The sequence below is a fragment of the Lewinella sp. JB7 genome (assembly GCF_024297185.1).
Classification (GTDB): domain Bacteria; phylum Bacteroidota; class Bacteroidia; order Chitinophagales; family Saprospiraceae; genus Neolewinella.
In genome coordinates this window covers 36,622-59,843 of sequence record NZ_JANCTD010000003.1, presented here as the reverse complement: position 1 = coordinate 59,843, position 23,222 = coordinate 36,622, and the positions used below count along the sequence as shown (strand labels likewise).

The following is a 23,222-nucleotide window of genomic DNA, read 5'->3' as shown; positions in this document are numbered from 1 at the left end:
ACCGTGAAACGCCTCGTCATACTCGGTGCCGGAGAATCCGGAGCAAGTGCCGCCCGCCTCGGGCAGCGCGCGGGCTACCGGGTGTTCGTCAGCGACGGTGGAGCGGGCAGTCCGAAGTTCCTGGAAGAACTTAGGGAGACCGGTATCGAGTTTGAAACCGGCGGGCACAGCCGGGAGGAGATTCTGCGGGCCGACGAGGTGGTCAAAAGCCCCGGCATCCCCGATACCGTACCCCTGATCCGTGACCTGCGGCAGGCCGGCATTCCCGTGATCTCCGAGATTGAGTTTGCCGCCCGCTACCTCGACCCTAACGCACGTATCGTGGGCATCACCGGCAGTAACGGTAAGACTACGACCACCATGCTGACCCACCACCTGCTGGAGAGTGCGGGGATCCGTGCCCTGGCCGGCGGAAATCTAGGCGATAGTCTCGCCCGCCTGCTGGTGGATCATCCCGTCCAGGACGTGTACGTCCTGGAACTCAGCAGCTTTCAACTGGACGGTATCGTGGACTTCCGTCCCTCCATTGCCGCCATCCTGAACATCACCCCCGATCACCTCGATCGTTACGGTTATTCGCTGGAAAAGTATGCGGACAGTAAGTTCCGCATCGCCATGAACCAGCGGTCGGACGATCACCTGCTTTTACTGGACGATCCGGAAACCATTGCTCCCGCGCGCCGCCGCAACCCCGTCCACGCCGCCGTTACCCTCATCGATCCCCGCGGGGAAGTGGACGGACGCGTTATCCGGGTAGGGGACCGGAAGTTTGACCTGTCCGCTGGCCAGCTCCACGGTCGTCACAACGCCATGAATGCCCTGTTCGCCGTGCGCATCGCCCTCCTGTTGGGCGTAGAGGAACAAGATATCCGGCAAGCCCTGAGCAGTTTTCACCCCGCGCCCCACCGCATGGAGGTGATACCGACGACCGACGGACGTACCTGGATCAACGACAGCAAAGCCACGAACGTCGACAGCGCCTACTTCGCCCTGGAGGCTATGGACGGACCAACCGTGTGGATCGCCGGTGGCACCGATAAAGGGAATGTGTACGACGTACTACAAGAGGTCATTGCCGGTAAAGTGCACACGCTCATATGTATGGGTGTGGATAATCAAAAAATCATCGAAGCCTTTACTCCCTACATCGGACGGATCCGCGAAGCGAGGAGTGCCGAGGAAGCCGTTCGCCTGGCACGGGAGGTGGCCGAACCGGGCGACCGCATCCTGCTGAGTCCGGCCTGCGCAAGTTTCGATCTCTTCAAAAACTACGTAGATCGCGGCGACCAGTTTCGTCACTACGTCAAAACCCTGACCGCATGAATCTTTCCACGCGCATAGCGACCGAGTTGCGGGGAGACCGTGTACTGTGGGCGATCATCTTCGTCCTGTCGCTGGTATCCATGGTCGCGGTATACAGTGCGGTGGCGAACCTGGCCTACCGGAATTCGGGTGGGGCGGTCAGCGGTTACATCATAAAGCACGGCGTGATCCTCGGATTTGGATTGGTCGTGGTGTACATCGGTCACTTACTGGCCTACACGAAGTACTCTCGCTGGGCGCCCTCCATGCTGGTCATGGCCATCGTATTGCTGTTGCTGACGCAGGTGTTCGGTACCGACATCAACGGCGCGCGGCGCTGGCTGACCGTGCCGGGCATCGGACTGACCTTTCAGAGTTCCGACTTTGCCAAACTCGCGCTCATCTTGTTCGTGGCCCGATCCATCGGGTCTAAGCAGGACGTGATCAAGGACTTCAAGGAAGCCTTTGTACCGATCATTCTGCCGGTGCTCGGCATCTGCTTGCTCATCGCCCTGAGTGACCTATCCTCGGCCATCATGTTGTTCGTGATCTGCATCCTGATGATGGTGGTGGGGCGGGTGGCCCTGCAGTACATCATCATGCTGATCCTGCTGGGCATTAGTGTCTTCAGTATTCTGGTGATGGTGGGGGCTAAGTACCCCAACTTAGTACCGCGGGCCGCGACCTGGGAGAAACGCATCGAAACGTACTTCAATCCGGCCGCCGCCAAAGTAGACGACCGGCGGCAGATTACCGGGGCGATGATCGCGATCGCTAACGGCGGCGTCGTCGGCGTAGGACCGGGAAACTCCACCCAACGGCACACGCTGTACAGTGCGCAGTCCGACTTCATCTACAGCATCATCGTGGAGGAGTACGGGGCCGTGGGCGGCATTCTCATCATCGGTATCTATCTGCTGCTGTTCATTCGCGTGATTCGATTGGTCACCCGAAGTAGTAAAGCCTTCGGCGCCATGGTGGCCTTCGGACTGGGCCTGTCCTTACTCCTCCAGGCTTTTCTTAACATTGCGGTCAATCTTGACCTGCTCCCCGTAACCGGCCTGACCCTACCGCTGATCAGTATGGGGGGTACGAGCACATTATTCACCTGTATTTCCCTGGGCATCCTGATGTCGGTATCGAAGTACATAGAAGCCGTGACCGCCGATGAAAGCTAGCGCACCCCGATTCATCATAAGCGGAGGGGGCACGGGTGGACACATCTTCCCCGCCATCGCCATCGCCGACGAGCTGAAGCGCCTTCGTCCGGATGCGGAATTCCTATTCGTCGGAGCGAAGGGTCGCATGGAAATGGAGAAGGTGCCGGCGGCCGGTTACCCCATCGAGGGGCTGTGGATCAGTGGGTTGCAGCGACGGTTTACGCTCGATAACCTGGCCTTTCCGGTGAAGGTGCTGAGCAGTCTGTTCCGTTCGCGGCAGATCCTGCGGGACTTCCGGCCGGACGCCGTGGTGGGGACGGGCGGGTACGCGGGAGCACCCATTCTGTACGCCGCGGCACAAATGGGCATCCCGACGCTGATCCAGGAGCCTAATGCCTTTGCCGGGTTGGCAAACAAGTGGTTAGCCGGGCGGGTGGACAAAATTTGCGTCGCATTTGCCGGTATGGGGCGGTTCTTTCCGAAACACAAGCTCGTCATTACGGGCAACCCGGTTCGGCAACAACTGCTGGATCGCTCGCTGGACCTGGCGCGTAAGCGTACGACGCAGCGTCAAACCGTACTGCTGATGGGCGGATCGGGAGGGGCCCGATCACTCAACGAAGCCATGGCGGGCAGTACCGAACTCATCAAGGCGCGGCCGCAGGTCCAGTGGGTATGGCAGTGCGGCAAGCACTACCTGGCTACCTACGAGGGTTCCGCTACGGCGGCCCTGCCGAACGTGCACCTCACGGCATTCCTCGACCAGATGGACCAGGCGTATGCCGAGGCAACCGTGGTCATCGGACGCGCCGGCTCGACGACCATCGCGGAGATCGAATACCTGGGTAAGCCCACCATCTTGGTGCCCTCCCCCTGGGTGGCCGAAGATCACCAGACAAAAAATGCGGAAGCGCTGACCAGGGAAGATGCCGCCGTCCTGGTTTCCGATGACTCCGTGACCGAACGATTGGTACCCGAAGTCTATTCCTTACTGGATGATGGGCACCGTCGTGAGCGCCTCTCCGCGAACGCCCGGAAATTAGCGATGCCCGGTGCCGTTACCCGCATTGCCGAAGAAGTCCTTAACCTTATATCCACCCCCAACCAAGCCACCGTTCATGCAACTGTCTGACCTCAAGCGGGTATACTTTATCGGAATCGGCGGCATCGGTATGTCGGCCATTGCCCGTTACTTCGCCATGCGGGGTCTGGAGGTTTCCGGCTACGATAAGACACCGACCGTGCTTACCCGGACGCTGGAGCGGGAGGGCATAGCTGTTCACTACAGCGCGCGGCCGGAGCAAATTCCCCCGCCGGCCGACGATCTGCTGATCGTGTACACTCCCGCCGTGCCGAAGACCTTTCCGGAGTTAATCCACGTGACCGCTGGAGGCTACACAGTGATGAAGCGGTCGGAGGTGCTGGGCCTCATCAGTCGTCACATGCAGTGCGTGGGTGTCGCGGGCACCCACGGGAAGACCACCACGACCACCATTACGACTTACCTGATGATGACGGCCGGGCTCGACCCGTCCGCTTTCCTCGGAGGGATCGCCCGGGACTTCGACGGCAACTACGTACACGGGGAAAGCGACTGGGTGGTCGTCGAAGCCGATGAGTACGACCGGAGTTTTCTGCGCCTCACGCCGGAGATCGCGGTGATCCTGTCTACCGACCCCGATCACCTGGACATCTACGGCGACCATAAGCAAATGCTGGAGACCGGTTTTCGGGCATACGCCCGCCAGATCAAGCCCGGGGGGCAACTGGTAGTACGTTACGACGTTGCCGAGCATTTTACCGATTTAGAAGAAGTGATGATTTCGACCTTCGGTATCGGAACGGGAGATTTCTGCGCCCATAATATTCGCGTGGAGGACGGAGCCTTTCACTTCGATCTGCGGGAGCCCGACGGTCACCTGATTCAGAATCTACGCACGGCCCTGCCCGGCCGCCACAACGTGGAAAACGCGGTCGCGGCCTGCGCGGTCACCCGCCTGGCGGGCGGTCAGGAGGAACATCTCCGGGAGGGGCTGGCCAACTTTCACGGCATCGCCCGCCGGTTCGAAACGGTACTGAAGTCGGGGAATCTGGTGGTGATCGACGATTACGCCCATCACCCGACGGAGTTGCGGGCGGCGATCACGGCGGCCCGCGAACTGTACCCGAACCGCACCATCCGGGGGGTATTTCAGCCTCACCTGTACAGCCGGACCCAGGACTTCGCTCCCGGCTTCGCCAGGGCACTGGATTTGTTAGACGAGGCGATCATCATACCCATCTACCCGGCCCGGGAAGAACCCATTCCCGGGGTGACCAGCCAGTTGGTCTACGGCCTGATGAAGAACGAAAAACGACGGTTGCTCACCGACACCCAAATGTTGGAGTGGACGGCGGAACTTAAGGACGGGGTGTTGCTGTTGCTCGGAGCGGGTGACATCGACGCGCTCGTACCGCGGGTAGTCGCCCAGCACCGTACAAAATCACTGCACTATGGCAACTAAATCCGGTATGTTCGGCCGTTTCCTGGCCGGGGTGTTCGTCCTCACCCGGCTGTACGGATGGATCTTCGTGGCCCTCGGCGTGGCGGTACTGGCGATCTCGGCCATTACCGAACGGGAGGCGGCGCACATCGTGGCCGTACGGCCCGTCGTCGTGCCCCTGGCCGAGAACGCCAATCTCGTGGAGGCGGAAGAATTACTGGAGCTGCTGAGTGCCAGTTTTACCAAGCCCCTCGACCAGCTCAAGCTTTCCGACATCGACATCGAGCGGGTGGAGAGCGTACTCGAACAGCAGGCATTCGTCGGAGACGCCGAGGCCTACGTAGACGCCGATATGGTCCTCAACATCACGGTGGACCAGCGCGTACCCTTGCTGCGAATTATCGCCGACAACGGGCAGAATTACTACCTGGACCGGGAAGGCGTACGGCTGCCGCTGAGTGCTAACTACACGGTGCGCGTGCCGGTCGTAACGGGCCACGTGGTTGCCTGGTCGGACGACTACCGGAAAGATGCACGACATCAGCTGTCGCAACTCATGGCACTCGGCCAATTTCTACGTCAGGATCCCTTCCTGGCGGCCCTCATCGAACAGATCAACGTTACGGCCACGGGGGAATTAGTACTTGCCCCGAAAATTGGCGACCAGGTCGTTTATCTTGGGCGCTTTGACGAAGAGGTTACCCCGTCGCGGCTCGAGCGACTCAAAATATTTTACCGCGAAGGACTTCCCTACGAGGGGTGGAGGAAGTACCGGAGCTTTGACTTACGCTACGCCGATCAGGTAGTCGCTAAAAAAGTCTGACAATACCACACATTCATGGTAGCGGGCAATGACCCTGGCCGCTCCCTCACTTTTTTAAACCTTTGGATATAATGACTGATACCACTCAATTACAAACCATTGCCGCACTCGACATCGGCACCACCAAAGTTTGCGCCCTCGTCGGCAGACGCGACGAGCACGGGCGGGTGGAAATTCTCGGTACCGGGAAGGTCGAATCGGAGGGCGTCATGCGCGGCGTCGTCTCCAACATCGAGAAGACGGTCCGGGCCATCACCGAGGCGCGCCGACTGGCCGAACAGGCCAGCGGGCAAGCCATCGAGACGGTGCACGTCGGGATCGCCGGCCAGCACATCAAGAGTCTCCAGCACCGGGGGATGCTCATGCGCGATAACTCCCATTCGGAGATCGGACAGCGTGACATCGATCGGCTGGTTGCGGACATGCACAAACTAGTACTGCCTCCGGGAGACAAAATTCTCCACGTCATTCCCCAGGAGTACACCGTAGACAACGAACAGGGGATCGTCGATCCCATCGGTATGTCGGGCTCGAAGCTCGAGGCGAATTTTCACATCATCACCGGTCAGATCACGGCCAGTAACAACATCAACCGCTGCGTGGAGCGGGCGGGGCTGCGGATGGCTAACGTAACCTTGGAGCCCATCGCCAGCGCGGCCTCCGTACTGTACGACGACGAAAAGTACGCCGGCGTAGCGCTGGTCGATATCGGAGGAGGTACGACGGACATTACGATTTTTCAGGAGGGAATCATCCGCCACACCGCGGTCATTCCCTTCGGCGGTCACGTCATCACGAAGGACATCAAGGCGGGCTGCACCGTCATGGAAGAGCACGCGGAGAAGCTCAAGGTGAACTACGGTAGTGCCCTGGCCAGTGAGGTATACGAGAACCGGGTGATCGTGATCCCGGGACTCCGCGGCCGCGAACCCAAGGAGATCAGCGAGAAGAACCTGGCCCTCATCATCCAGGCCCGGGCCGAGGAAATCCTCGACCACGTGCTGTGGGAGATCCGCCGGGCCGGCTTCGACGGCAACCAGTTGATCGGCGGCATCGTGCTGACCGGCGGCGGAGCCCTGCTGCGCGACTTCGACAAGCTCACCATGCTGCATACCGGCCTGAGTGCCCGAATCGGATCGCCCGTCGAGCACCTGGCCCACGGATACACCGAACGGCTGACCAGCCCCATCTACGCCACCGGGGTGGGCTTACTGTTGCAGGGATTTGCCGACATCGACGCCGGCCGGGTCAAGCCCGCTCCCGTCAAGAAGGAGGAACCCGTCACGGAAGTGGAACTGGAGGAACAGATTAAGGAAGAGGCCAACGGTCCCAGTTGGTTCGACAACGTCTTCCGCCGCACGAAGGAATGGTTCGAGGCCGAGCCCGACCGCGACTTCTAATTCCACCTCACGTTTCTATCCAAAGCTGCAACGGCAGCATCATCACTCAAATCAGATCATTCCTCGGGGCGGTAGCGACTAACCAGCATCCACCGCATACCGCCGTTCGAGATACAATATACCAATCATGACTATCGACTTTCCACAGGGAGAATCTCCCATCATCAAAGTGATCGGCGTCGGCGGAGGCGGGAGCAATGCCGTCAACAATATGTACCAGCAGGGCATCATCGGCGTCGACTTCGCCATTTGCAATACGGATCACCAGGCCATGGAGCTCAGCCCCGTGCCCACCAAGATTCAACTCGGCCCCAACCTGACCGAAGGCCGGGGAGCCGGCTCGAAGCCGAACGTAGGTAAGCTTGCCTGCGAAGAAAGCGTGGAGGAAGTAAAGAAGTACCTCCACAACAATTGCCGCATGCTCTTCGTAACCGCCGGAATGGGCGGTGGAACCGGAACGGGGGCTGCTCCGATCATCGCCCGCACGGCGCGGGAAATGAACATCCTTACCGTGGGTATCGTGACGCTGCCCTTTACCTTCGAGGGACGTCGCCGTGCCAATAACGGTATGGAGGGCCTGCAGGAACTAAAGGACAACGTGGATACCCTGATCGTGGTCTCCAACGATAAGCTCCGCCAGATCCACGGCAACCTGAACCTCAGCGAGGCCTTCTCCAAGGCTGATAATATCCTGACCACCGCGGCCAAGGGTATCGCCGAGATCATCACGGTAGCCGGTTACGTGAACGTTGACTTCGAAGACGTTAATACGGTCATGCGCGACAGCGGCGTAGCCATTATGGGAACCGCTAAGGCCGAAGGAGACGACCGTGCCCGCGTGGCCGTCGACCAGGCCCTGCACAGTCCGCTGCTGGAAGACAACGACATCCGGGGTGCCAACCACATCCTCCTCAACATCACCAGTGGTACCCGGGAGGTCACCATGGACGAGATCTTCGAGATTACCGAGTTCGTACAGGAAGAAGCCGGCTACGGTACCGACCTGATCTGGGGTAACTGCTTTGATGAGTCCCTGGGCGAGCACATCAGCGTAACCGTCATCGCCACCGGATTCGGGAACCGGAAAGCCGCCAACCGCAACGTGGCGCCCGAGCGGGAAGTCGTCCACCTCGACGAGGACAAGCGTGAAAAGCAACGCCGGGCTTCGCTGGAGGAAATCACCGGCGAAGAAGATCCGGTGGGCTACGGTAAGTCCAATTCACGTACGGTAGAGTTCGAGGATATGGAGGAGGCCAAGGCGCGCCTGCGGGCCCGTCGTCGCGACAGCGGCAGCTTTACCCAGAGTTTCATGCAGGAGGAAGAGGATGCCCGGCGGGAAGCCCAGCGTCGGGAGATGGAACTCCGCGACCGGGAGCGCCGGGAAGCCCTCCGCCAACGCAGCGAACTGCCCAAGCTCAGCAACCCGAAGGTGGTGAACGAACTGGAGAGCCAGCCCGCCTACCTGCGTCGGAACATCTCGCTGGACAACGTTAAGCCGAGCGATCAGAATGAAATGAGCCGGTGGAGTATTAACGACGATGAGGAAATGCCCCTGCGTCGGAACAACTCCTTCCTGCACGACAACGTCGATTAACTACCAGTTAACTTTTTTGAGTCTTTATATCCGTGTTAAAGCTGGTGCTTCTACGCATCAGCCTTAGCAATTCACACCATTTTAGCTTTGGAGGCGGGTAGTGGGGGGTCAATCCCGCTGCCCGCATTTTTTTTGTCCGAACATGTGTTGGGGAGAGTCTTTTGTAGAAGAACACCAAGTAACCAACATTATGAAATCACGTATTCCCCTCCTGGGACTTCTTCTCCCCTTGTTTCTTGCCTGCGGGGAAGACAAGCTCCCCAATCTGATCAATAACAACGAACCGAATGACGTCACGGGCCTCAATTACGTCGAGGCGGAGGGGGGAGACTTTGCAGCGATCTACGACGAACTAATCCTGACCCTCAACGCTAATTCCGCCGTATCCCTGGTGGCGCAGGTCGATCATGCGGCCAACGCACAGTCGGTGGGTTCCTCCCTGCGACCTACGCGCACGGTCCTGTTCGGCAACCCCCGCCTGGGTACTCCGCTCATGCAGATCAACCCGCAGGCGGGACTTGATTTGCCACAGAAAATGCTGGTTTACGAAGCGGATGATGAGGACGTCATACTGGCCTACAACACCGTCGAGTACCTGGCCAATCGTCACGGGGTGGCGGAAGCAGCTACGCTTGACGATATGCGGGACGCTCTCGGGGGTCTGGCCGCCGGGGTGGGTAACGACAATGTCGTCAACGCGCCGGACAATGACGTCGAGCGGAACGAAGGAGTAATGGACATCACCGTGAGTGGCTCGGTCGATAGTGTGTACGCAAATCTGCGCGCCGCGATCGTGGGCAACGCTCAACTCAGCATCATCGCGGAGGTCGATCACCAGGCGAATGCGGCTTCAGCGGGCCTGGAGCTTCCCGCTATTCGGCTCATCGTATTCGGTAATCCGCAGTTGGGTACGCCCCTCCTCCGGGAGGAGCGGAGCATCGGAATCGATCTGCCCCAGAAGATGCTGGTCTATGCGCTGGACAACGACAACGTAACGGTGGCCTACAACGATCCTTACTACCTGGCCGATCGCCACGGGATCGCCGCGGACACCCCCGAACTGGCCACGATCCGGGAAGCACTGAATTCCCTGGCCCGGACGGCGGTAGGTCTGTAGTTCGTCTCCGACTGGTCTTCGAACATCCGTTGCGGGTGCCGACATGAATAAGTGTGTAAACTCTATTAGAGGCGACGTGCTGCCATGCGGCCCTCGCCAGTGTCGTGTATTATTCTTTCTATTGCCTGTAAAATTTTACTGTTATTAAAATCCCGTCGTTTTCGGACGCCGGGATATGTAAAAGCCCCCCGTCAACACTGGCGGGGGGCTTTCTTCTTCATCTAGGTCGGTAACGCGGTACCGGGACTTAGTTCAGGGTGTACTCGAGCGTGATGTTCGTGTCGAGTACCTTAGAAATGGGGCAATTTTCCTTGGCGTCGGTGATGATCTTGTCGAATTCGTCTTCATCGATGCCGTCTACGCGGGCACGCACCTTGAGGTGACTTTCGACGATGGTCTGGTTCTGGAAATCTACGGAGCAGTCGGTATGTAACTCGGTAGCTTCGTAACCGGCTTCGCCGAGTTTGAAGGTAAGGGCCATGGTGAAGCAGCCGGAGTGGGCGGCGGCGATGAGCTCTTCCGGGTTGGTTCCCTTTCCTTCCTCGAAGCGGCTTTTGTAGGAATAGGGCGTTTGTTCCAGGACCCCGCTCTTGGTGCTCAGGTGGCCGGAGCCTTCTTTTCCGGATCCTTTCCAAACGGCAATTGCAGTACGTTTCATGTAGTGTGTTTTACAGTTGCTTACCGGGCGGGCGCGGGATTTGTTCAGACCGCTTACCTTGCCGTCATGAAAATTGCCGTAGTAACGGGTGCTAACCGCGGACTGGGCCATGAGGTCGTCCGACAACTCGCCGGCCGGGGGTACCGGGTGATTCTTACCAGTCGGTCGGATAGTGGAGAAGAAGCCGCTCGCCTACTTCAGCAGGGGGGGCTCGACGTTAGTTTTCACCAACTAGACGTTGCCGACAGCCAGAGTATAAACGAGTGTGTACAGTACCTGCGAGAGCGGTTCGGAACCATCGACGTACTGATCAATAACGCGGGCATCCATTACGACACGCATCAATCGACACTGACGGCCGACTTCGGCATCGTGAACGAAGCCTGGCAGGTCAATGCCCTGGGGCCGTGGAAGCTTAGTAAAGCCCTCTATCCATTACTCCGGAAGGGGGGTGGGGGGCGCATCGTCAACGTGTCCAGTGCCAGCGGGTCCTTCGTGGAGAGCTGGCCCGGTACGCCGGCCTACGCCGTGACGAAGGCCGCGCTCAATATGCTGACCGTCAAACTGGCCGCGGACGTACGTAAGGACAAGATCCTCGTCAATGCCGTTTGTCCGGGCTGGACCCGGACCGACATGGGTGGCGCCGACGCCCCCCGCGACGTAGAGGAAGGTGCGCGCAGCATCGTATGGGCGGCGGAACTCGACGACGACGGCCCGAGCGGCGGGTTTTACCGGGACGGGGAGCCCCTGCCGTGGTAATTAACACCGAGGGCGGTACCGGAAAAGATCGCTTTTTTCCGTAGACACCGCACCTGCGTTCCCTGCCTAAAATCCGAACTGCGCGGGAAGCCACGTGCTCAGCCCCGGTACGAGAGTGACGATCAGTAGGGCGATCAACATGGCTGCGAAGAAGGGTAACAGCGGTCGTACGACCTTGTGTATCGTGGTGCCCGCCACGCCCACTCCGATGAAGAGTACGGAACCGACTGGGGGCGTACACAGTCCGATACACAGATTGAGGATCATGATGATGCCGAAGTGCACCGGATCGATTCCGATCTCAACCGCTACCGGTAGAAAGATCGGGGTGAAAATGAGGACGGCCGGCGTCATGTCCATGAATACCCCCACGAAAAGCAGGATCAGGTTGATGATGATCATGATCACGATGGGGTTGCTGCTCGTAGCCAGGAGAAATGTGGTGATGTCCTGGGGAATGTTCTCAAACGCCATGATCCATGACATGGAGATCGAGGTGGCGATCAGGATCATTACGATGGAGGTGGTGCCCACGGCATTCAGGAACACCTGAGGGAGTTGAGCCACGGTAACCTCTCCGTAAGCGAAGGAGAGCAACAGGCAGTACAGGACCGCCGCCGCGGAGGCTTCGGTCGCCGTGAACACGCCCACGACGATCCCCCCGATCACGATAACCAGCAGCGCGAGACTGGGCAGTGCACTAATGAAGCTGCGACCCACTTCCCGGACCGAGAAGGTACCCCGGGTTGTATATCCCTTGCGTTTGGCCATAATGGCGGCAACGATCATCAGCAGCACGCCGACCAGGAGACCGGGGAGGTAACCCGCCAGGAAGAGGGCGGCAATGGAGACGCCGCCGCTGGCCAGACTGTATACGATGAGGATGTTGCTGGGTGGAATGATAAGCCCGGTCGTCGAGGACGTGATATTGACGGCGGCCGAAAACTCCTTACTGTAGCCCTCCTTTGTCATGGCTTTTCCGACCGTACCGCCGACCGCGGAAGCCGCCGCGGCGGCCGAACCAGCGATGGCCCCGAAGAGCATGGCGGCCATGATGTTGACGTGCGCCAATCCTCCGGGCAGGCTGCCGACGAGGGAACGGGCGAAGGCAATGAGCCGGCGGGCAATGCCCCCGCGATTCATGATCTCTCCGGCCAGAATGAAGAAGGGAATGGCGAGTAGCCCGAAGCTGTCGAGCCCAGTAGCCGTTTGCTGGGCCACCGTGGTGAGCGCCGGTAGGGTAGGGATGCTGACCAGCATGGTCACGGTAGCACTGATACCGATGCACCAGGCGATCGGCATGCCCAGGCCAATCAGAACAACGAAGGTGAGGACGAGTATGGCAACTTCCATCAGCTTGATTTAAGGTCCGGGAAACGGTAAAAAATGATGAGTAGTCCACTGATGGGTACCACGGCGTAGATGAGGGACATCGGCACGCCCAGGGCGGGGGAGCGCTGCCCGAGTTCGGCCGTCAGCATAACCAGGCGGGTGCCGCCGACCACCATGACCCCCAGGGCGAATAAGATGATGAGGGCGGCGATGAGGCGGACCGGCTTGTTTTTGAGCAGGTCAATGGAAAGGTGCATGCGTTGCCCGCTGGCGTAGGCGGCCCCCAGAATGCCGATCCAGATCAGGAGAAAGCGGGCCAGTTCTTCGGACCAGCTAGCCTGGTTAGACATAACGTAGCGGGTAAATACGCCCCACAGCACGTCGAGGGTCATGATTACTAACATCAGGACGAGCACGCCGCCGAGTATGCGGTCTACTTTATTCTTCATGGGGGGCCATTGCTATAATGCGCTCGATGAGCGAATAAATCACGGGGTCATCGCGGTACGCTTCCAGGATCGACGCCGTTTGCTCGATGAACGGTCCTTTCTCCGGTCGGATGATCTCAACCCCGGCCGCCGCTACGGCATCCAGGGCTTCCTGTTCGGCTTCCTGCCACAGCTTGCGCTGGTACACGACCGCTTCGTCGGCAGCCTCCTGCAGCCAAGCTTGCTGTTGCGGGTCTAGCCGTTCCCAGGCTTCGGTACCGATGATGAGCACGTCGGGTACCGCGGTATGCTCGTCCAGGGTATAGTACTTGCAGACCTCGTAGTGGCGACTGGTGTAGAAACTGGGCGGATTGTTCTCGGCACCGTCCACGACCCCCTGTTGGAGGGCGGTGTAGAGTTCACCGTAGGAGATCGGGGTGGGGGACCCCCCCAGGGCCTTTACCATTTCGATGGCCGTGGCGCTCTGCTGCACCCGAATCTTTTGCCCCCGCAAATCTTCCGGGGTGCGGACCGGACGATCCTTGGTGTAGAAAGACCGCTGGCCGGCATCAAAATACACGAGCCCGCGCAGGCGAAACGGCTCACTGCTGATCAGTATTTCCCGGCCGAGCGGGCTGTCCTCGAAATCGTACACGTGCTCCCGGCTCCGGAAGAGGTAGGGCAGAGAAAGTACGGTGGCTTCGGGAGAAAAATTCTCGAGAACGGCCGCCGATACTTTCGTCATGGACAGACTGCCGATCTGCAACAGTTCCAGCGACTGCCGCTCGGTACCGAGTTGCTGATTCGGGTAGATGGAGATGGTTAAATCGCCGCCGGATTTTTCCGCCAGCAATTCGGCCATCCGGACCATGCCGAGGTGAACCGGGTGGCCGGTATCCAGTCCGTGGGACAGACGCAACACCCTGGTCTGTTGGTCCGCCGCACAGGAACCGGCCACCGCGGCCAGAATGAGGAGCGTTAGGATCCGGGTCACTGTCGGAGCGATTTGGCCGTGGCCAGCGCCTCCTTCAACTGAGTGGTCAGTCCGGCGAAGTCCCGGTCAACCAGTACGTTGCTTCCGATGAGCTGAGAGCCGAGACCGCAGCAGACGGCACCGGCGCTGAACCATCCCTTCAGGTTCTCCAGCTCGGTAGTGACACCACCCGTAGGCATGATGCTCGTCCAGGGTTGGGGACCGCGGATGGCCTTGATGAACTCCGGACCGTAGACGCTGCCGGGGAAGAGTTTGACGATTTCGCAGCCCAGTTCTTCCGCGCGTCCGATTTCACTCAGCGTAGCGCAGCCGGGCAGGTAGGGCACCTTGCGCCGGTTGCAGACCACCGCGACGTCTTCCCGCAGCGACGCCGATACGATAAAACTGGCGCCCAGCTGTAAGTACAGAGCGGCGGTAGCGGCATCGTTTACCGAGCCCACGCCCATTACCATATCGGGCAATTCCTGGCGGGCATAGAGATTCAGCTCGCGGAAGGTTTCGTGGGCGAAATCGCCGCGATTGGTAAATTCCAACAGGCGGCCGCCGGCATCGTAGCAGGCCTTCAGGACCTGTTTACCCAGGGCGGCGTCCTTGTGGTAAAACAGGGGCATAACGCCCTGCTCGTGAATGACGGAAAGACAGTGAAGGCGGGAGTGAGTTGACATGGATGTATTCTTTTAAAGAGGCGGGAAATGGGTTACCGGCTTACGCGGCCGGAACCGTCGCCTTCAATGAGTTTCGTTACCTCGTCTACCGTCACCAGGTTGGCGTCGCCGTAGATGGTGTGCTTGAGACAGGAGGCACCGACGGCGAAGTCGAGGGCGCGTTGCTTATCGTCCTTGTACGTAAGCAGACCGTAGATCAGTGCGGACATGAAGCTGTCGCCACCCCCGACGCGGTCGACGATGTCGGTGATCTGGTAGGTTTTGGTTTCGTAAAGTTTCTCTCCGTCGTAGAGCACTCCCGCCCAGCTGTTATGGCTGGCGCTGATGGAACCCCGCAGGGTCGTGATGGTCATCTTGCAGCGCGGGAAGCGTTTCATTAGTTCCTTGAGTACGGGCAGGTAGGCCTGACCGTCCATTTCCCCTCCGGAGGTCACGTCCACGGTTTCGGGATGCAGCCCGAAGTGCTTCTCGGCGTCCTCCTCGTTGCCGAGAATGACGTCGCAGCCTTCGACGAGGGCGGGCATAACGTCCATGGGATCTTTTCCGTATTTCCAGAGCTTGGCCCGGTAATTAAGGTCGGTGGATACGGGCACCCCGAGCCGGTTGGCGGCCTGAATGGCTTCCAGACAGGCATCCGCGGCTCCCTGCGAAAGTGCCGGGGTGATGCCGGTCCAGTGAAACCAGTCGGCATCCTTGAAGACTTCATCCCAGTCGATCATCCCCTTTTCGATCGTGGCCATGCTGGAGTAGGCCCGGTCGTACACCACCTTACTGCCCCGCTGTACGGCGCCGATTTCCAGGAAGTAGATACCCAGGCGCTCGCCGCCCCGGATGATGCTGTCCGTATTCACGCCGCGCTTGCGCAGTTCCATCAGGGCGCAGTCCCCGATATCGTTGTTGGGCAGGCGGGTAACGAAGTGGGCGTCCATGCCAAAATTGGAGAGCGCGACCGCGACGTTGCTTTCTCCCCCGCCGTAGATGACGTCGAAGCTATTGGCCTGGGAGAAGCGCAGGTGATGGGGTGGGGTAAGGCGGAGCATGATTTCTCCGAAGGTGACAACTTTCATGATGGGAAATTGAAGTAATTTTTAGCGTTGTTGTAGCAAATATCCTGGATAAGACCGCCAATGAAGGGGCGATCGTCGGGCAGCAGCCCCCGCTCGATATCACGTCCGAACATGTTGCAGAGTAAGCGGCGGAAGTATTCGTGGCGCGGGAAGGACAGGAACGACCGGCTATCGGTCAGCATGCCGACGAATCGACTGAGCAGGCCCATGTTGGACAGGGCGTCGATCTGCTTTTCCATCCCGTCAAGTTGGTCCAGAAACCACCAAGCCGAGCCGTACTGCATCTTTCCGGCCAGGCTGCCGTCGTTGAAGTTGCCGACCATGGTCGCCATCACCTCATTGTCGGCGGGATTGAGGTTGTAAACGATGGTCTTGGCGAGTTGGTCGCCGTTATCGAGCAGGTTTAGCAGGCGGGACAGTCCCCGCGCCTGGGAAAAATCTCCGATGGAATCCACGCCGGCATCGGCCCCCAGATTGCGCAGGATGCGGTCGTTATTGTTACGAAGTGCGCCAAGGTGGAACTGTTGCGCCCAGCCCAGGCGGTGGTATTCACGGCAGAGTTCGACCAGTAGGGCCGTCTGGAACTGGCGGGCTTCCGCTTCGGTGACTTCCCGTCCGGCACGCCGTCCGGCGAAGATCGTACGGATCTCACCGTCGGTGTAAGTGACGTCGTACAACTCATTGAGACCGTGGTCGGAAACGCGGCAACCCAGCTCGTGGAAGTAGGCCATCCGGCCGCGAAGCGCCGCAAGCAGATCGTCGTAGTCATTAATTTGTCGATCGGCGGCGGCCCCTAACTTATCCAGGTACTCATTGTAGCCGGTTGCCTGGATGAGGATAGATTTATCGGGCCGGAATCCGGGCAGGACACTGCAGGAAAAGGGATTGTCGCAGATCGCACGGTGGTGGTCGAGGGAGTCCGCCGGATCATCGGTAGTACAGATTACCCGCACGTTCATGCGACGTACCAGGGAGCGAACGGAGAGATCAGGTTCCCCCAACTGCTCGGTGCATCGATCGTATACGGCATCGGCATTGGCCGGTCCCAGTAATTCATTGATCCCGAAGTAGCGATCGAGTTCGAGGTGCGACCAGTGGTACAGCGGGTTGCGCATCGTGTAGGGGAGAGTAGCGGCCCAGTTGCGGTGCTTCTCCCGGTCCGTGGCCGATCCCGTGATACCGGATTCCGGAATGCCGTTGGCCCGCATCGCCCGCCACTTATAGTGATCACCCCGCAACCAGATGTCGGTAAGGTTTTCGAACTGGTGGTCGTTCGCGATTTGATCGGGCGGCAGGTGGCAGTGGTAGTCGATGATCGGCATCTCCGCCGCGTAGTCGTGGTAAAGCGCGCGGGCGGCGTCGTTGTGCAGCAGAAAATTTTCCGCCACAATCGGGTTGTGAATCTGGGTGCGTGTCATGGTGCGGCAATATAGCAATCCAAATTTGGCTCTCCGTACCGCACTATTCCGTTTTCTACGCTCTTAAGCCGTTTATAGTAGCTCTTTGATCCGTGTTTACCCTTCGCCACCTACTTCCGCCCACATCACCTCCAGATTCACGTCCCGCAACCGTTCCCCGTAACGCCATTCGGGAGCGCCGGGAATGGTGACGGTTTTTGCCTTCAGTGCCGCCAGGGTGGTGCCCCGCCGCCGTTCCCGGCGTACGTAAGCGTGTAATGCTTCCAGATAATGTTGGAAGGAACGGACGTCGTCCCGGTCACCGGTCACGGCATAGCTTTCCGCCGCGTGACCGAAAACGAAGACCGTATCCCGATCGTAAGTTTTACGAATGCGGCGCAGCACCCGGATCCAGTGGATCATGTTGCCCCCCGCAGCGGGGTCGATGTAAGGGAACCGCCGGTTGAAGAGCAGATCGCCTAGGTGTACGACGTTGGCATTTTCGAAGTGAATGACCGCGTCGCCGCCCGTATGTGCCGGGCCGAAGTGGCGGGCCGTTACGATCTCCCGACCATCGGGCAGCGAGACCGACCAATCATCCGCAAACGTCGTGGACGGAAGGGGAAGGGGGAGTTCATCCCCGCGGCTGCTATTCGCGACGGTCAGGTTGGTTTTTGCCCGGTCGTGGCTCACGTAACGATCGGCCAGGGGAGCGATAATTCCGTTGCCTCCGGTATGGTCACCGTGGTGGTGGGTGTTGATGAGCAGGTCAAGTCTTCTCCGTCCGGGCATCACTTCGTGGAGAAAAGCGGTCGCTTGCTCCGGGAATTGGGTGTCGACCACTACGCCTCCTTCCGCGCCATCGGGCAGGTAATACGCCATCGTGCCGCCGCGGTTGGTATATACGCCAACGTGGTTCCTTACGATCCGGCCGCCGGAGATGGGGGAGGGGATCCCCGTGGCCCCGAGGTGAGTAAGCGAGCCGGAAAGGGTAAATGCCGCGGATGCGTACAAGAATCGGCGTCGGTCCATAGGAGTGCTGGATTAGCTTTCGGTCAAGGTACAGTGCAGGTTCGGAAACCGTGCGCGGGAGTACCGTGCGGATGGCTCTTTACGAATAGTTGAAGGGCTGTACGTCACTATGCCACTCCCGCGATTAACTTTCGGGTATGCTCCCGCTGCAATTGTTAACCCCCCGGCTCCTGCTTACCCCTCCCACGCTCGCCGACGCTCCGGCGATGATCGAACTGGCCAATGACCCGGTCGTGGAGGAGATGACCCTTTCTTTTCCCTACCCGTACGGCGAGGCCGACGCGCTGGCCTTCCTGCACGGAGCCAACGTTCACCGGAAGGCGGGCACCGCATTCCAGTACGCCATCAAATTGCGCGACACCGACGGGTTCGTGGGGAGCATTGGGCTCCACATCGACGACCGCTACGGCTACGGAGAGATAGGTTACTGGATGGGCGCGCCCTACCGGGGCCGGGGATTTGTAACGGAAGCGGTAGGTGCCTTACTGGATGCCGCCTTCGCCCACACCAGCCTGGTCCGCATCCAGGCCATGACCCGACAACACAACGTCGCTTCGGCCCGGGTACTACTCAAGAGCGGGTTTCGTCACGAGGCCGTGCTGGAGGACCATACCGTCAAAAACGGCGAGGTACAGACCGTGATTCAGTTTCGGATTTTACGGCGGGAGTGGGAGGAATCGAGTGTACGCAAAAAAGGGAGTTAAAAAGTTATTCAAACAATTTGTATATATTTTGCGATTCCATTAACTTGCACCCGTTATGACGATAAAGTTAATCAGTTGCGGCGCGCTGCGTCCGGACCGCCGAGCCATCTCCCGCACCATTGAAGACATTGCCGACGATGTTGACGCTAATCTCGCCGCCGAATACACGGACATACTCCTGGCAGGATCACCGGTGGAGGTAGACGTTTCCTTCAATCAGAGTTCGGCCTACCGTGCCCTGCGGAAGCTCGATATCGATTACGAAATCATCGATTGATGGATAAGGTACGCATCGACAAGTGGCTCTGGGCCGTACGGATCTTCAAGAGTCGGACGCTGGCCACCGATGTCGTGAAAAAGGGTAAGGTAAAGCTGCACGGGGAAGCGGTGAAGCCCAGTACCAACGTTACGGTGGGCGATCGACTTACCGTACTGAAGGAGGGGTTCAACCTGGATCTGGAGGTCGTGAAACTGCTCAACAAGCGTGTCGGTGCCCCGCTGGCCGTGACCTGTTACGTGAATCATACCTCCGAGGAGGAGATGAACAAGTACAAAGACTGGTTCGTCGGTAAGGCGCAGGGCGAGTTTCGGGAAAAGGGTGCCGGTCGGCCCACCAAACGGGAACGGCGTACCATCGAAACCTTCAAGGACGATACGCTCTGGGACGACGGGGATTAGGCGTCGCTGACCGACCGCAGGGCCGTCATCCCGGCACCATGCGGGAATAGGAAATCAATTCCCTTACCTTCGCCCTCCACAATCAGCACCATGGCAATAGTGGAACCCGTAGGCGTAATCGGGGCGGGGACTTTCGGCACCGCCATGGCCAATCTGCTGGCCCTCAATACGGAGGTGCTGGTGTACAGCCGCAGTGAGGAACTGGCTGAGCGCCTGAACAGGGAAAAATACCGCTTCGGCGTCAAACTCCACGAGCGCATCACGGTCGTCAACGACTTCTCGCGCGTCGCCGAACGCTGCCAACTCATCTTTCCGATCGTGCCCTCCGACGCCTTCCGCGAAATGATGCGCAGCATCACCGATCACCTGCGGCCCAACCACGTCCTCATCCACGGAACGAAGGGACTCGACGTCACGGGGATCGACGAAGACAAGATCCGGACGAAGGGTATCGACCGTAAGAACGTACACACCATGACCGACGTGATCCGACAGGAAAGCGTCGTCGTACGCGTGGGCGCGCTCACCGGTCCCAACCTCGCCCGGGAACTCCTCGACGGGCAACCCTCCGCTTCGGTCATCGCCAGCAAGTTCGACGAGGTGATTGACCGGGCCAAGCTGGTTCTCAAGTCCCGACAGTTGCACGTATTCGGCACCCACGATATGCTGGGTGCGGAGCTCGCGGGGGTACTGAAAAACGTGATCGCGCTGGGCTCGGGCATCCTGAAGGGGGTGGGGCTCGGAAAGAACATTCAGGCCATGCTCATTACCCGCGGCCTGGTGGAGATGGTCCACTTCGGGCAGGCGCTCGGCAGCGACAAGCGGGCGTTCTTCGGTACGGCCGGTATCGGTGACCTCATCGCTACGGCGACCTCCAAGAAAAGCCGTAACTATATGTTCGGTTACCGGATCGGTTCGGGAGAGACGCTGGAGGAAGTGGCCGCTACGAGCCAGGAACTCGCCGAGGGCGTCCGGACGCTCATGATCACCCGCCACCTGGCCCGCAGCATGCGCCTCCGGGTTCCCATTACGGAGATGCTTTACCAGATCGTGTTCGAGGGGCACCCGGTAGACGAAGCCATGAATTACCTGATTACTTACCCCTACGACGTTGACGTTGATTTCCTTTAAGCCTACCGCATGAAGTTTAAGAATTTTCTGCCCCACCTGATCGCCGTTGTATTCTTTCTGCTGACGGTGATCGTCATGTTCCTGCCGCAGTTTCAAGGCAAAAGCCTGCAGCAGGGCGACCTCATGCAGTACCGGGGCGCGAGCCGGGAACTGACCGAATTTCGCCAGGAAACCGACGAACGGACCAACTGGACCAACGGGATGTTCGGGGGGATGCCCACTTACCAGATTTCGGCCGTTACCGAAGGCAACCAACTGCGGGTGGCCGACCGGCTGTTCTTTGGCTTCATGTCGGGGCCGGCGGGATACGTGTTCTGCGGCATGCTGACCTTCTACTTGATGATGATTTTACTGGGAGTAAGTCCCTGGTTGTCAATCGCGGGGGCCGTGATGGCCGGAATCGCCACGAACAACATCGTGCTCTACGAAGCGGGGCACGTCAGCAAGGTGCGGGTCATTATGTACCTCCCCCTGGTGGCGGCGGGCATCCTACTGGCCTTCCGCCGTCGCTACCTCGTCGGGGGAGCCGTGTTTGCGCTCGGAATGGGCCTCGCGATCATGGCGAATCACCCGCAAATGCTGTACTACTTCGGACTTACCCTGCCGTTTCTCGGCATCGCGGAGTTGGTACGCCACGTGCGCCATAAGACCCTTCCCGTATTCGGAAAGGCCATGGCGGCACTGGTCGTCGGATTATTGCTCGCCGTCGGAGCGGGGGCCAGCAACCTATTGACCACCACGGAGTACCTGCCGCAATCTATCCGTGGCGGGACCATCCTGACGGGATCCACTTCGGCTCCGGCGGACAACGACAATACGACCCAAGAGGGCGGCCTGGAGTGGGACTACGCCATGGCCTGGAGCAACGGATTTAAGGATATGCTGGCAACCTATGCTCCCATGGCGGCCGGCGGCGGCAGCGGGCAGGAGGTTAGCAACCAGAGCGCCTTCGGTCGTGCCATGACGCGGGCTGGGTTCCGCGTACCCCAGGTGTTCCCCGCCCCGCTTTACCACGGAAGTTTGCCCTTTACGGAGGGGCCGATCTACCTCGGGGCGGTGGTGTGGGCACTGTTCGTTTTCGGCTTGTTCACGGCTTCCACCACCGCGCGAATCTGGTTGGGCGGCGGTACCCTGCTAATCTTTATGCTTAGTCTGGGCAGTAACGCCGCAGGGATCAACCGACTCCTATTTGACTACCTGCCCCTGCTCAACAACTTCCGTACCCCGAACTCTGCCCTAAGCATCGCCACCTTCCTCATGGTCGCTCTGGGGGTACTCGGAGTCAGGAACTGGCTCACGCTTCGGGCGCGGACTCCGGAGGCGGCCGGGAGTCGACTGCGGCTGGCCGGCATCGCGGCGGCCGCTATGGGCGTCCTCGTGCTCGCCCTGGGTACGATGCTCGATTTTTCCTCCGCCCAGGATGCCGCCCAGCTCGCCCGGTTTACCGGCGGGCAGGGGGACGTGAGCCAACTCGTCGGCGCCCTGGCCGATACGCGACGGGAAGTTTACAGCGACGATGCCTGGCGAAGTTTTTTGTTCGTAGGGCTCACCTACGGCGCACTCTACCTGCTGTGGCGTAATAAGGTATCGCTAATGGTGGCCGCGATTGCCGTCGGCCTATTGGGTTTGGTGGACTTTGTCGGGATAAACAAACGCTACCTCAGCCACGACGACTTCCAGCCCCGGCGGGTGGTGTCGAACGCCGTACAACCCACGGCGGCCGACCAGCAAATTATGCAGGATCCCGACCCTAATTACCGGGTGCTCAATCTTTCCCGCGACCTCGACAAGGACGCTTTCACCAGTTACTTCCACAAGAGCATCGGCGGGTATTCGGCCGTCAAGTTGCGGCGGTATCAGGATCTCATCGACGGCTATCTATCGCAACGAGATGAAGACGTGCTCAATATGCTCAATACCAAGTACTTCCTGATCCCCGGTGAAAACGGCGAACTGCGTGCCCAGCAAAACCCCGGGGCGTACGGGAACGCCTGGCTGGTCAGCGATATTCGTGTGGTGGAAGGGCCGGATGCGGAGTTTGCGGCCCTGGGTACGGTGGAGGATCTGCGGCGGACGGCTATCGTGGAATCAGACTTTGCTCCCGCGCTCGCCGCCCTCGAACCTACCGGCCAGGGTAATGTCGAACTTACGGAATATGCACCCAACGCCCTTACCTATACCTTCCATTCGGATGCGGAGCAGCTCGTGGTCTTCTCGGAGATCTGGTACGGCCCCGATCTGGGCTGGCAAGCTACCATCGACGGGGAGCCCGCCGACCTCATTCGGGCCAACTACGCGCTGCGGGCGCTACGTGTTCCGGCGGGGCAGCATACCATAAAGATGGTCTTTGCCCCCGCTAGCTTTGCGGTCGGGCGTACCATCTCGTTTATTTCCAGCGTTTTGATTTTACTGGCCGTCATCGGTGCCGTTGCTTTTCCCTACATCCGGGGAGGCGGGCGCGCGGGAGCGGAGCCGGTAAATGCGACCCACTCATGATG

22 protein-coding genes are annotated in these 23,222 nt (G+C 59.5%); 14 read left to right on the top strand and 8 right to left on the bottom strand.

The features are described from left to right. Positions 1-3: 3 nt before the first annotated feature. From murD to NMA52_RS06320, 8 genes are all read left to right on the top strand, one after another. Positions 4-1,323: a UDP-N-acetylmuramoyl-L-alanine--D-glutamate ligase gene (gene murD, locus NMA52_RS06355; protein ID WP_254826818.1), complete on the top strand. Its 1,320-nt coding sequence runs from the start codon at positions 4-6 to the stop codon at positions 1,321-1,323. Further along, positions 1,320-2,480 carry an FtsW/RodA/SpoVE family cell cycle protein gene (locus NMA52_RS06350; RefSeq protein ID WP_254826817.1) on the top strand — a complete coding sequence of 387 codons (1,161 nt, stop codon included), beginning with the start codon at positions 1,320-1,322 and terminating at the stop codon, positions 2,478-2,480. Before murD ends, NMA52_RS06350 begins: the two co-directional genes overlap by 4 nt. Then, positions 2,470-3,594, top strand: a complete 1,125-nt coding sequence (gene murG / locus NMA52_RS06345; RefSeq protein ID WP_254826816.1) for an undecaprenyldiphospho-muramoylpentapeptide beta-N-acetylglucosaminyltransferase — start codon at positions 2,470-2,472, stop codon at positions 3,592-3,594. The genes NMA52_RS06350 and murG overlap by 11 nt, the downstream gene beginning before the upstream one ends. Further along, positions 3,581-4,966 carry a UDP-N-acetylmuramate--L-alanine ligase gene (gene murC, locus NMA52_RS06340; protein WP_254826815.1) on the top strand — a complete coding sequence of 462 codons (1,386 nt, stop codon included), beginning with the start codon at positions 3,581-3,583 and terminating at the stop codon, positions 4,964-4,966. The genes murG and murC overlap by 14 nt, the downstream gene beginning before the upstream one ends. Next, a complete protein-coding gene (locus NMA52_RS06335; protein ID WP_254826814.1) occupies positions 4,956-5,768 on the top strand; it encodes a cell division protein FtsQ/DivIB in 813 nt (270 codons plus the stop codon). Before murC ends, NMA52_RS06335 begins: the two co-directional genes overlap by 11 nt. Before the next feature lie 71 nt (positions 5,769-5,839). Next, on the top strand, positions 5,840-7,168 hold the full coding sequence (ftsA, locus tag NMA52_RS06330) for a cell division protein FtsA (protein WP_254826813.1): 1,329 nt from the start codon (positions 5,840-5,842) through the stop codon (positions 7,166-7,168). Between the two features lie 127 nt (positions 7,169-7,295). Next, complete coding sequence (ftsZ, locus tag NMA52_RS06325) at positions 7,296-8,762, top strand: cell division protein FtsZ (protein ID WP_254826812.1); 1,467 nt, start codon at positions 7,296-7,298, stop codon at positions 8,760-8,762. 190 nt (positions 8,763-8,952) lie between these two features. Then, positions 8,953-9,879 (top strand): DUF302 domain-containing protein, encoded by a 927-nt coding sequence (locus tag NMA52_RS06320; RefSeq protein ID WP_254826811.1) that lies wholly within the window; start codon positions 8,953-8,955, stop codon positions 9,877-9,879. Between the two features lie 247 nt (positions 9,880-10,126). On the opposite strand, the gene NMA52_RS06315 is transcribed toward NMA52_RS06320, so the two are convergent. Beyond that, the gene (locus NMA52_RS06315; RefSeq protein ID WP_254826810.1) at positions 10,127-10,537 is read right to left on the bottom strand and encodes an OsmC family protein; all 411 of its coding nucleotides are present in this window, start codon (positions 10,535-10,537) and stop codon (positions 10,127-10,129) included. A 66-nt stretch (positions 10,538-10,603) separates the two neighbouring features. On the opposite strand from NMA52_RS06315, the gene NMA52_RS06310 reads away from it, so the two are divergent. Further along, positions 10,604-11,296 carry an SDR family oxidoreductase gene (locus tag NMA52_RS06310; RefSeq protein ID WP_254826809.1) on the top strand — a complete coding sequence of 231 codons (693 nt, stop codon included), beginning with the start codon at positions 10,604-10,606 and terminating at the stop codon, positions 11,294-11,296. Between the two features lie 66 nt (positions 11,297-11,362). On the opposite strand, the gene NMA52_RS06305 is transcribed toward NMA52_RS06310, so the two are convergent. The 7 genes from NMA52_RS06305 to NMA52_RS06275 all read right to left on the bottom strand — a co-directional run bounded on the left by NMA52_RS06305 (position 11,363) and on the right by NMA52_RS06275 (position 18,211). Continuing rightward, positions 11,363-12,649, bottom strand: a complete 1,287-nt coding sequence (locus NMA52_RS06305; protein ID WP_254826808.1) for a TRAP transporter large permease — start codon at positions 12,647-12,649, stop codon at positions 11,363-11,365. After that, positions 12,649-13,077 carry a TRAP transporter small permease gene (locus NMA52_RS06300; protein ID WP_254826807.1) on the bottom strand — a complete coding sequence of 143 codons (429 nt, stop codon included), beginning with the start codon at positions 13,075-13,077 and terminating at the stop codon, positions 12,649-12,651. The genes NMA52_RS06305 and NMA52_RS06300 overlap by 1 nt, the downstream gene beginning before the upstream one ends. Then, positions 13,067-14,050, bottom strand: coding sequence for a TRAP transporter substrate-binding protein DctP (locus tag NMA52_RS06295; RefSeq protein WP_254826806.1), 984 nt, complete (start codon positions 14,048-14,050; stop codon positions 13,067-13,069). The genes NMA52_RS06300 and NMA52_RS06295 overlap by 11 nt, the downstream gene beginning before the upstream one ends. Beyond that, positions 14,047-14,715, bottom strand: coding sequence for a bifunctional 4-hydroxy-2-oxoglutarate aldolase/2-dehydro-3-deoxy-phosphogluconate aldolase (locus tag NMA52_RS06290; protein WP_254826805.1), 669 nt, complete (start codon positions 14,713-14,715; stop codon positions 14,047-14,049). The genes NMA52_RS06295 and NMA52_RS06290 overlap by 4 nt, the downstream gene beginning before the upstream one ends. Before the next feature lie 32 nt (positions 14,716-14,747). Further along, complete coding sequence (locus tag NMA52_RS06285) at positions 14,748-15,785, bottom strand: PfkB family carbohydrate kinase (RefSeq protein ID WP_371930948.1); 1,038 nt, start codon at positions 15,783-15,785, stop codon at positions 14,748-14,750. Continuing rightward, the gene (gene uxaC / locus NMA52_RS06280; RefSeq protein WP_254826803.1) at positions 15,779-17,200 is read right to left on the bottom strand and encodes a glucuronate isomerase; all 1,422 of its coding nucleotides are present in this window, start codon (positions 17,198-17,200) and stop codon (positions 15,779-15,781) included. Before uxaC ends, NMA52_RS06285 begins: the two co-directional genes overlap by 7 nt. 96 nt (positions 17,201-17,296) lie before the next feature. After that, the gene (locus NMA52_RS06275; protein ID WP_254826802.1) at positions 17,297-18,211 is read right to left on the bottom strand and encodes an MBL fold metallo-hydrolase; all 915 of its coding nucleotides are present in this window, start codon (positions 18,209-18,211) and stop codon (positions 17,297-17,299) included. 137 nt (positions 18,212-18,348) lie between these two features. Here NMA52_RS06275 and NMA52_RS06270 point away from each other — a divergent pair, with 137 nt between their 5' ends. The 5 genes from NMA52_RS06270 to NMA52_RS06250 all read left to right on the top strand — a co-directional run bounded on the left by NMA52_RS06270 (position 18,349) and on the right by NMA52_RS06250 (position 23,220). Beyond that, positions 18,349-18,915 carry a GNAT family N-acetyltransferase gene (locus tag NMA52_RS06270; RefSeq protein WP_254826801.1) on the top strand — a complete coding sequence of 189 codons (567 nt, stop codon included), beginning with the start codon at positions 18,349-18,351 and terminating at the stop codon, positions 18,913-18,915. A 55-nt stretch (positions 18,916-18,970) separates the two neighbouring features. Continuing rightward, the gene (locus tag NMA52_RS06265; RefSeq protein ID WP_254826800.1) at positions 18,971-19,192 is read left to right on the top strand and encodes a hypothetical protein; all 222 of its coding nucleotides are present in this window, start codon (positions 18,971-18,973) and stop codon (positions 19,190-19,192) included. Further along, a complete protein-coding gene (locus NMA52_RS06260; protein ID WP_254826799.1) occupies positions 19,192-19,593 on the top strand; it encodes an RNA-binding S4 domain-containing protein in 402 nt (133 codons plus the stop codon). Before NMA52_RS06265 ends, NMA52_RS06260 begins: the two co-directional genes overlap by 1 nt. A 90-nt stretch (positions 19,594-19,683) precedes the next feature. Then, positions 19,684-20,724, top strand: coding sequence for an NAD(P)H-dependent glycerol-3-phosphate dehydrogenase (locus NMA52_RS06255; RefSeq protein WP_254826798.1), 1,041 nt, complete (start codon positions 19,684-19,686; stop codon positions 20,722-20,724). A gap of 9 nt (positions 20,725-20,733) precedes the next feature. Beyond that, the gene (locus NMA52_RS06250; RefSeq protein ID WP_254826797.1) at positions 20,734-23,220 is read left to right on the top strand and encodes a YfhO family protein; all 2,487 of its coding nucleotides are present in this window, start codon (positions 20,734-20,736) and stop codon (positions 23,218-23,220) included. Positions 23,221-23,222 lie beyond the last annotated feature (2 nt).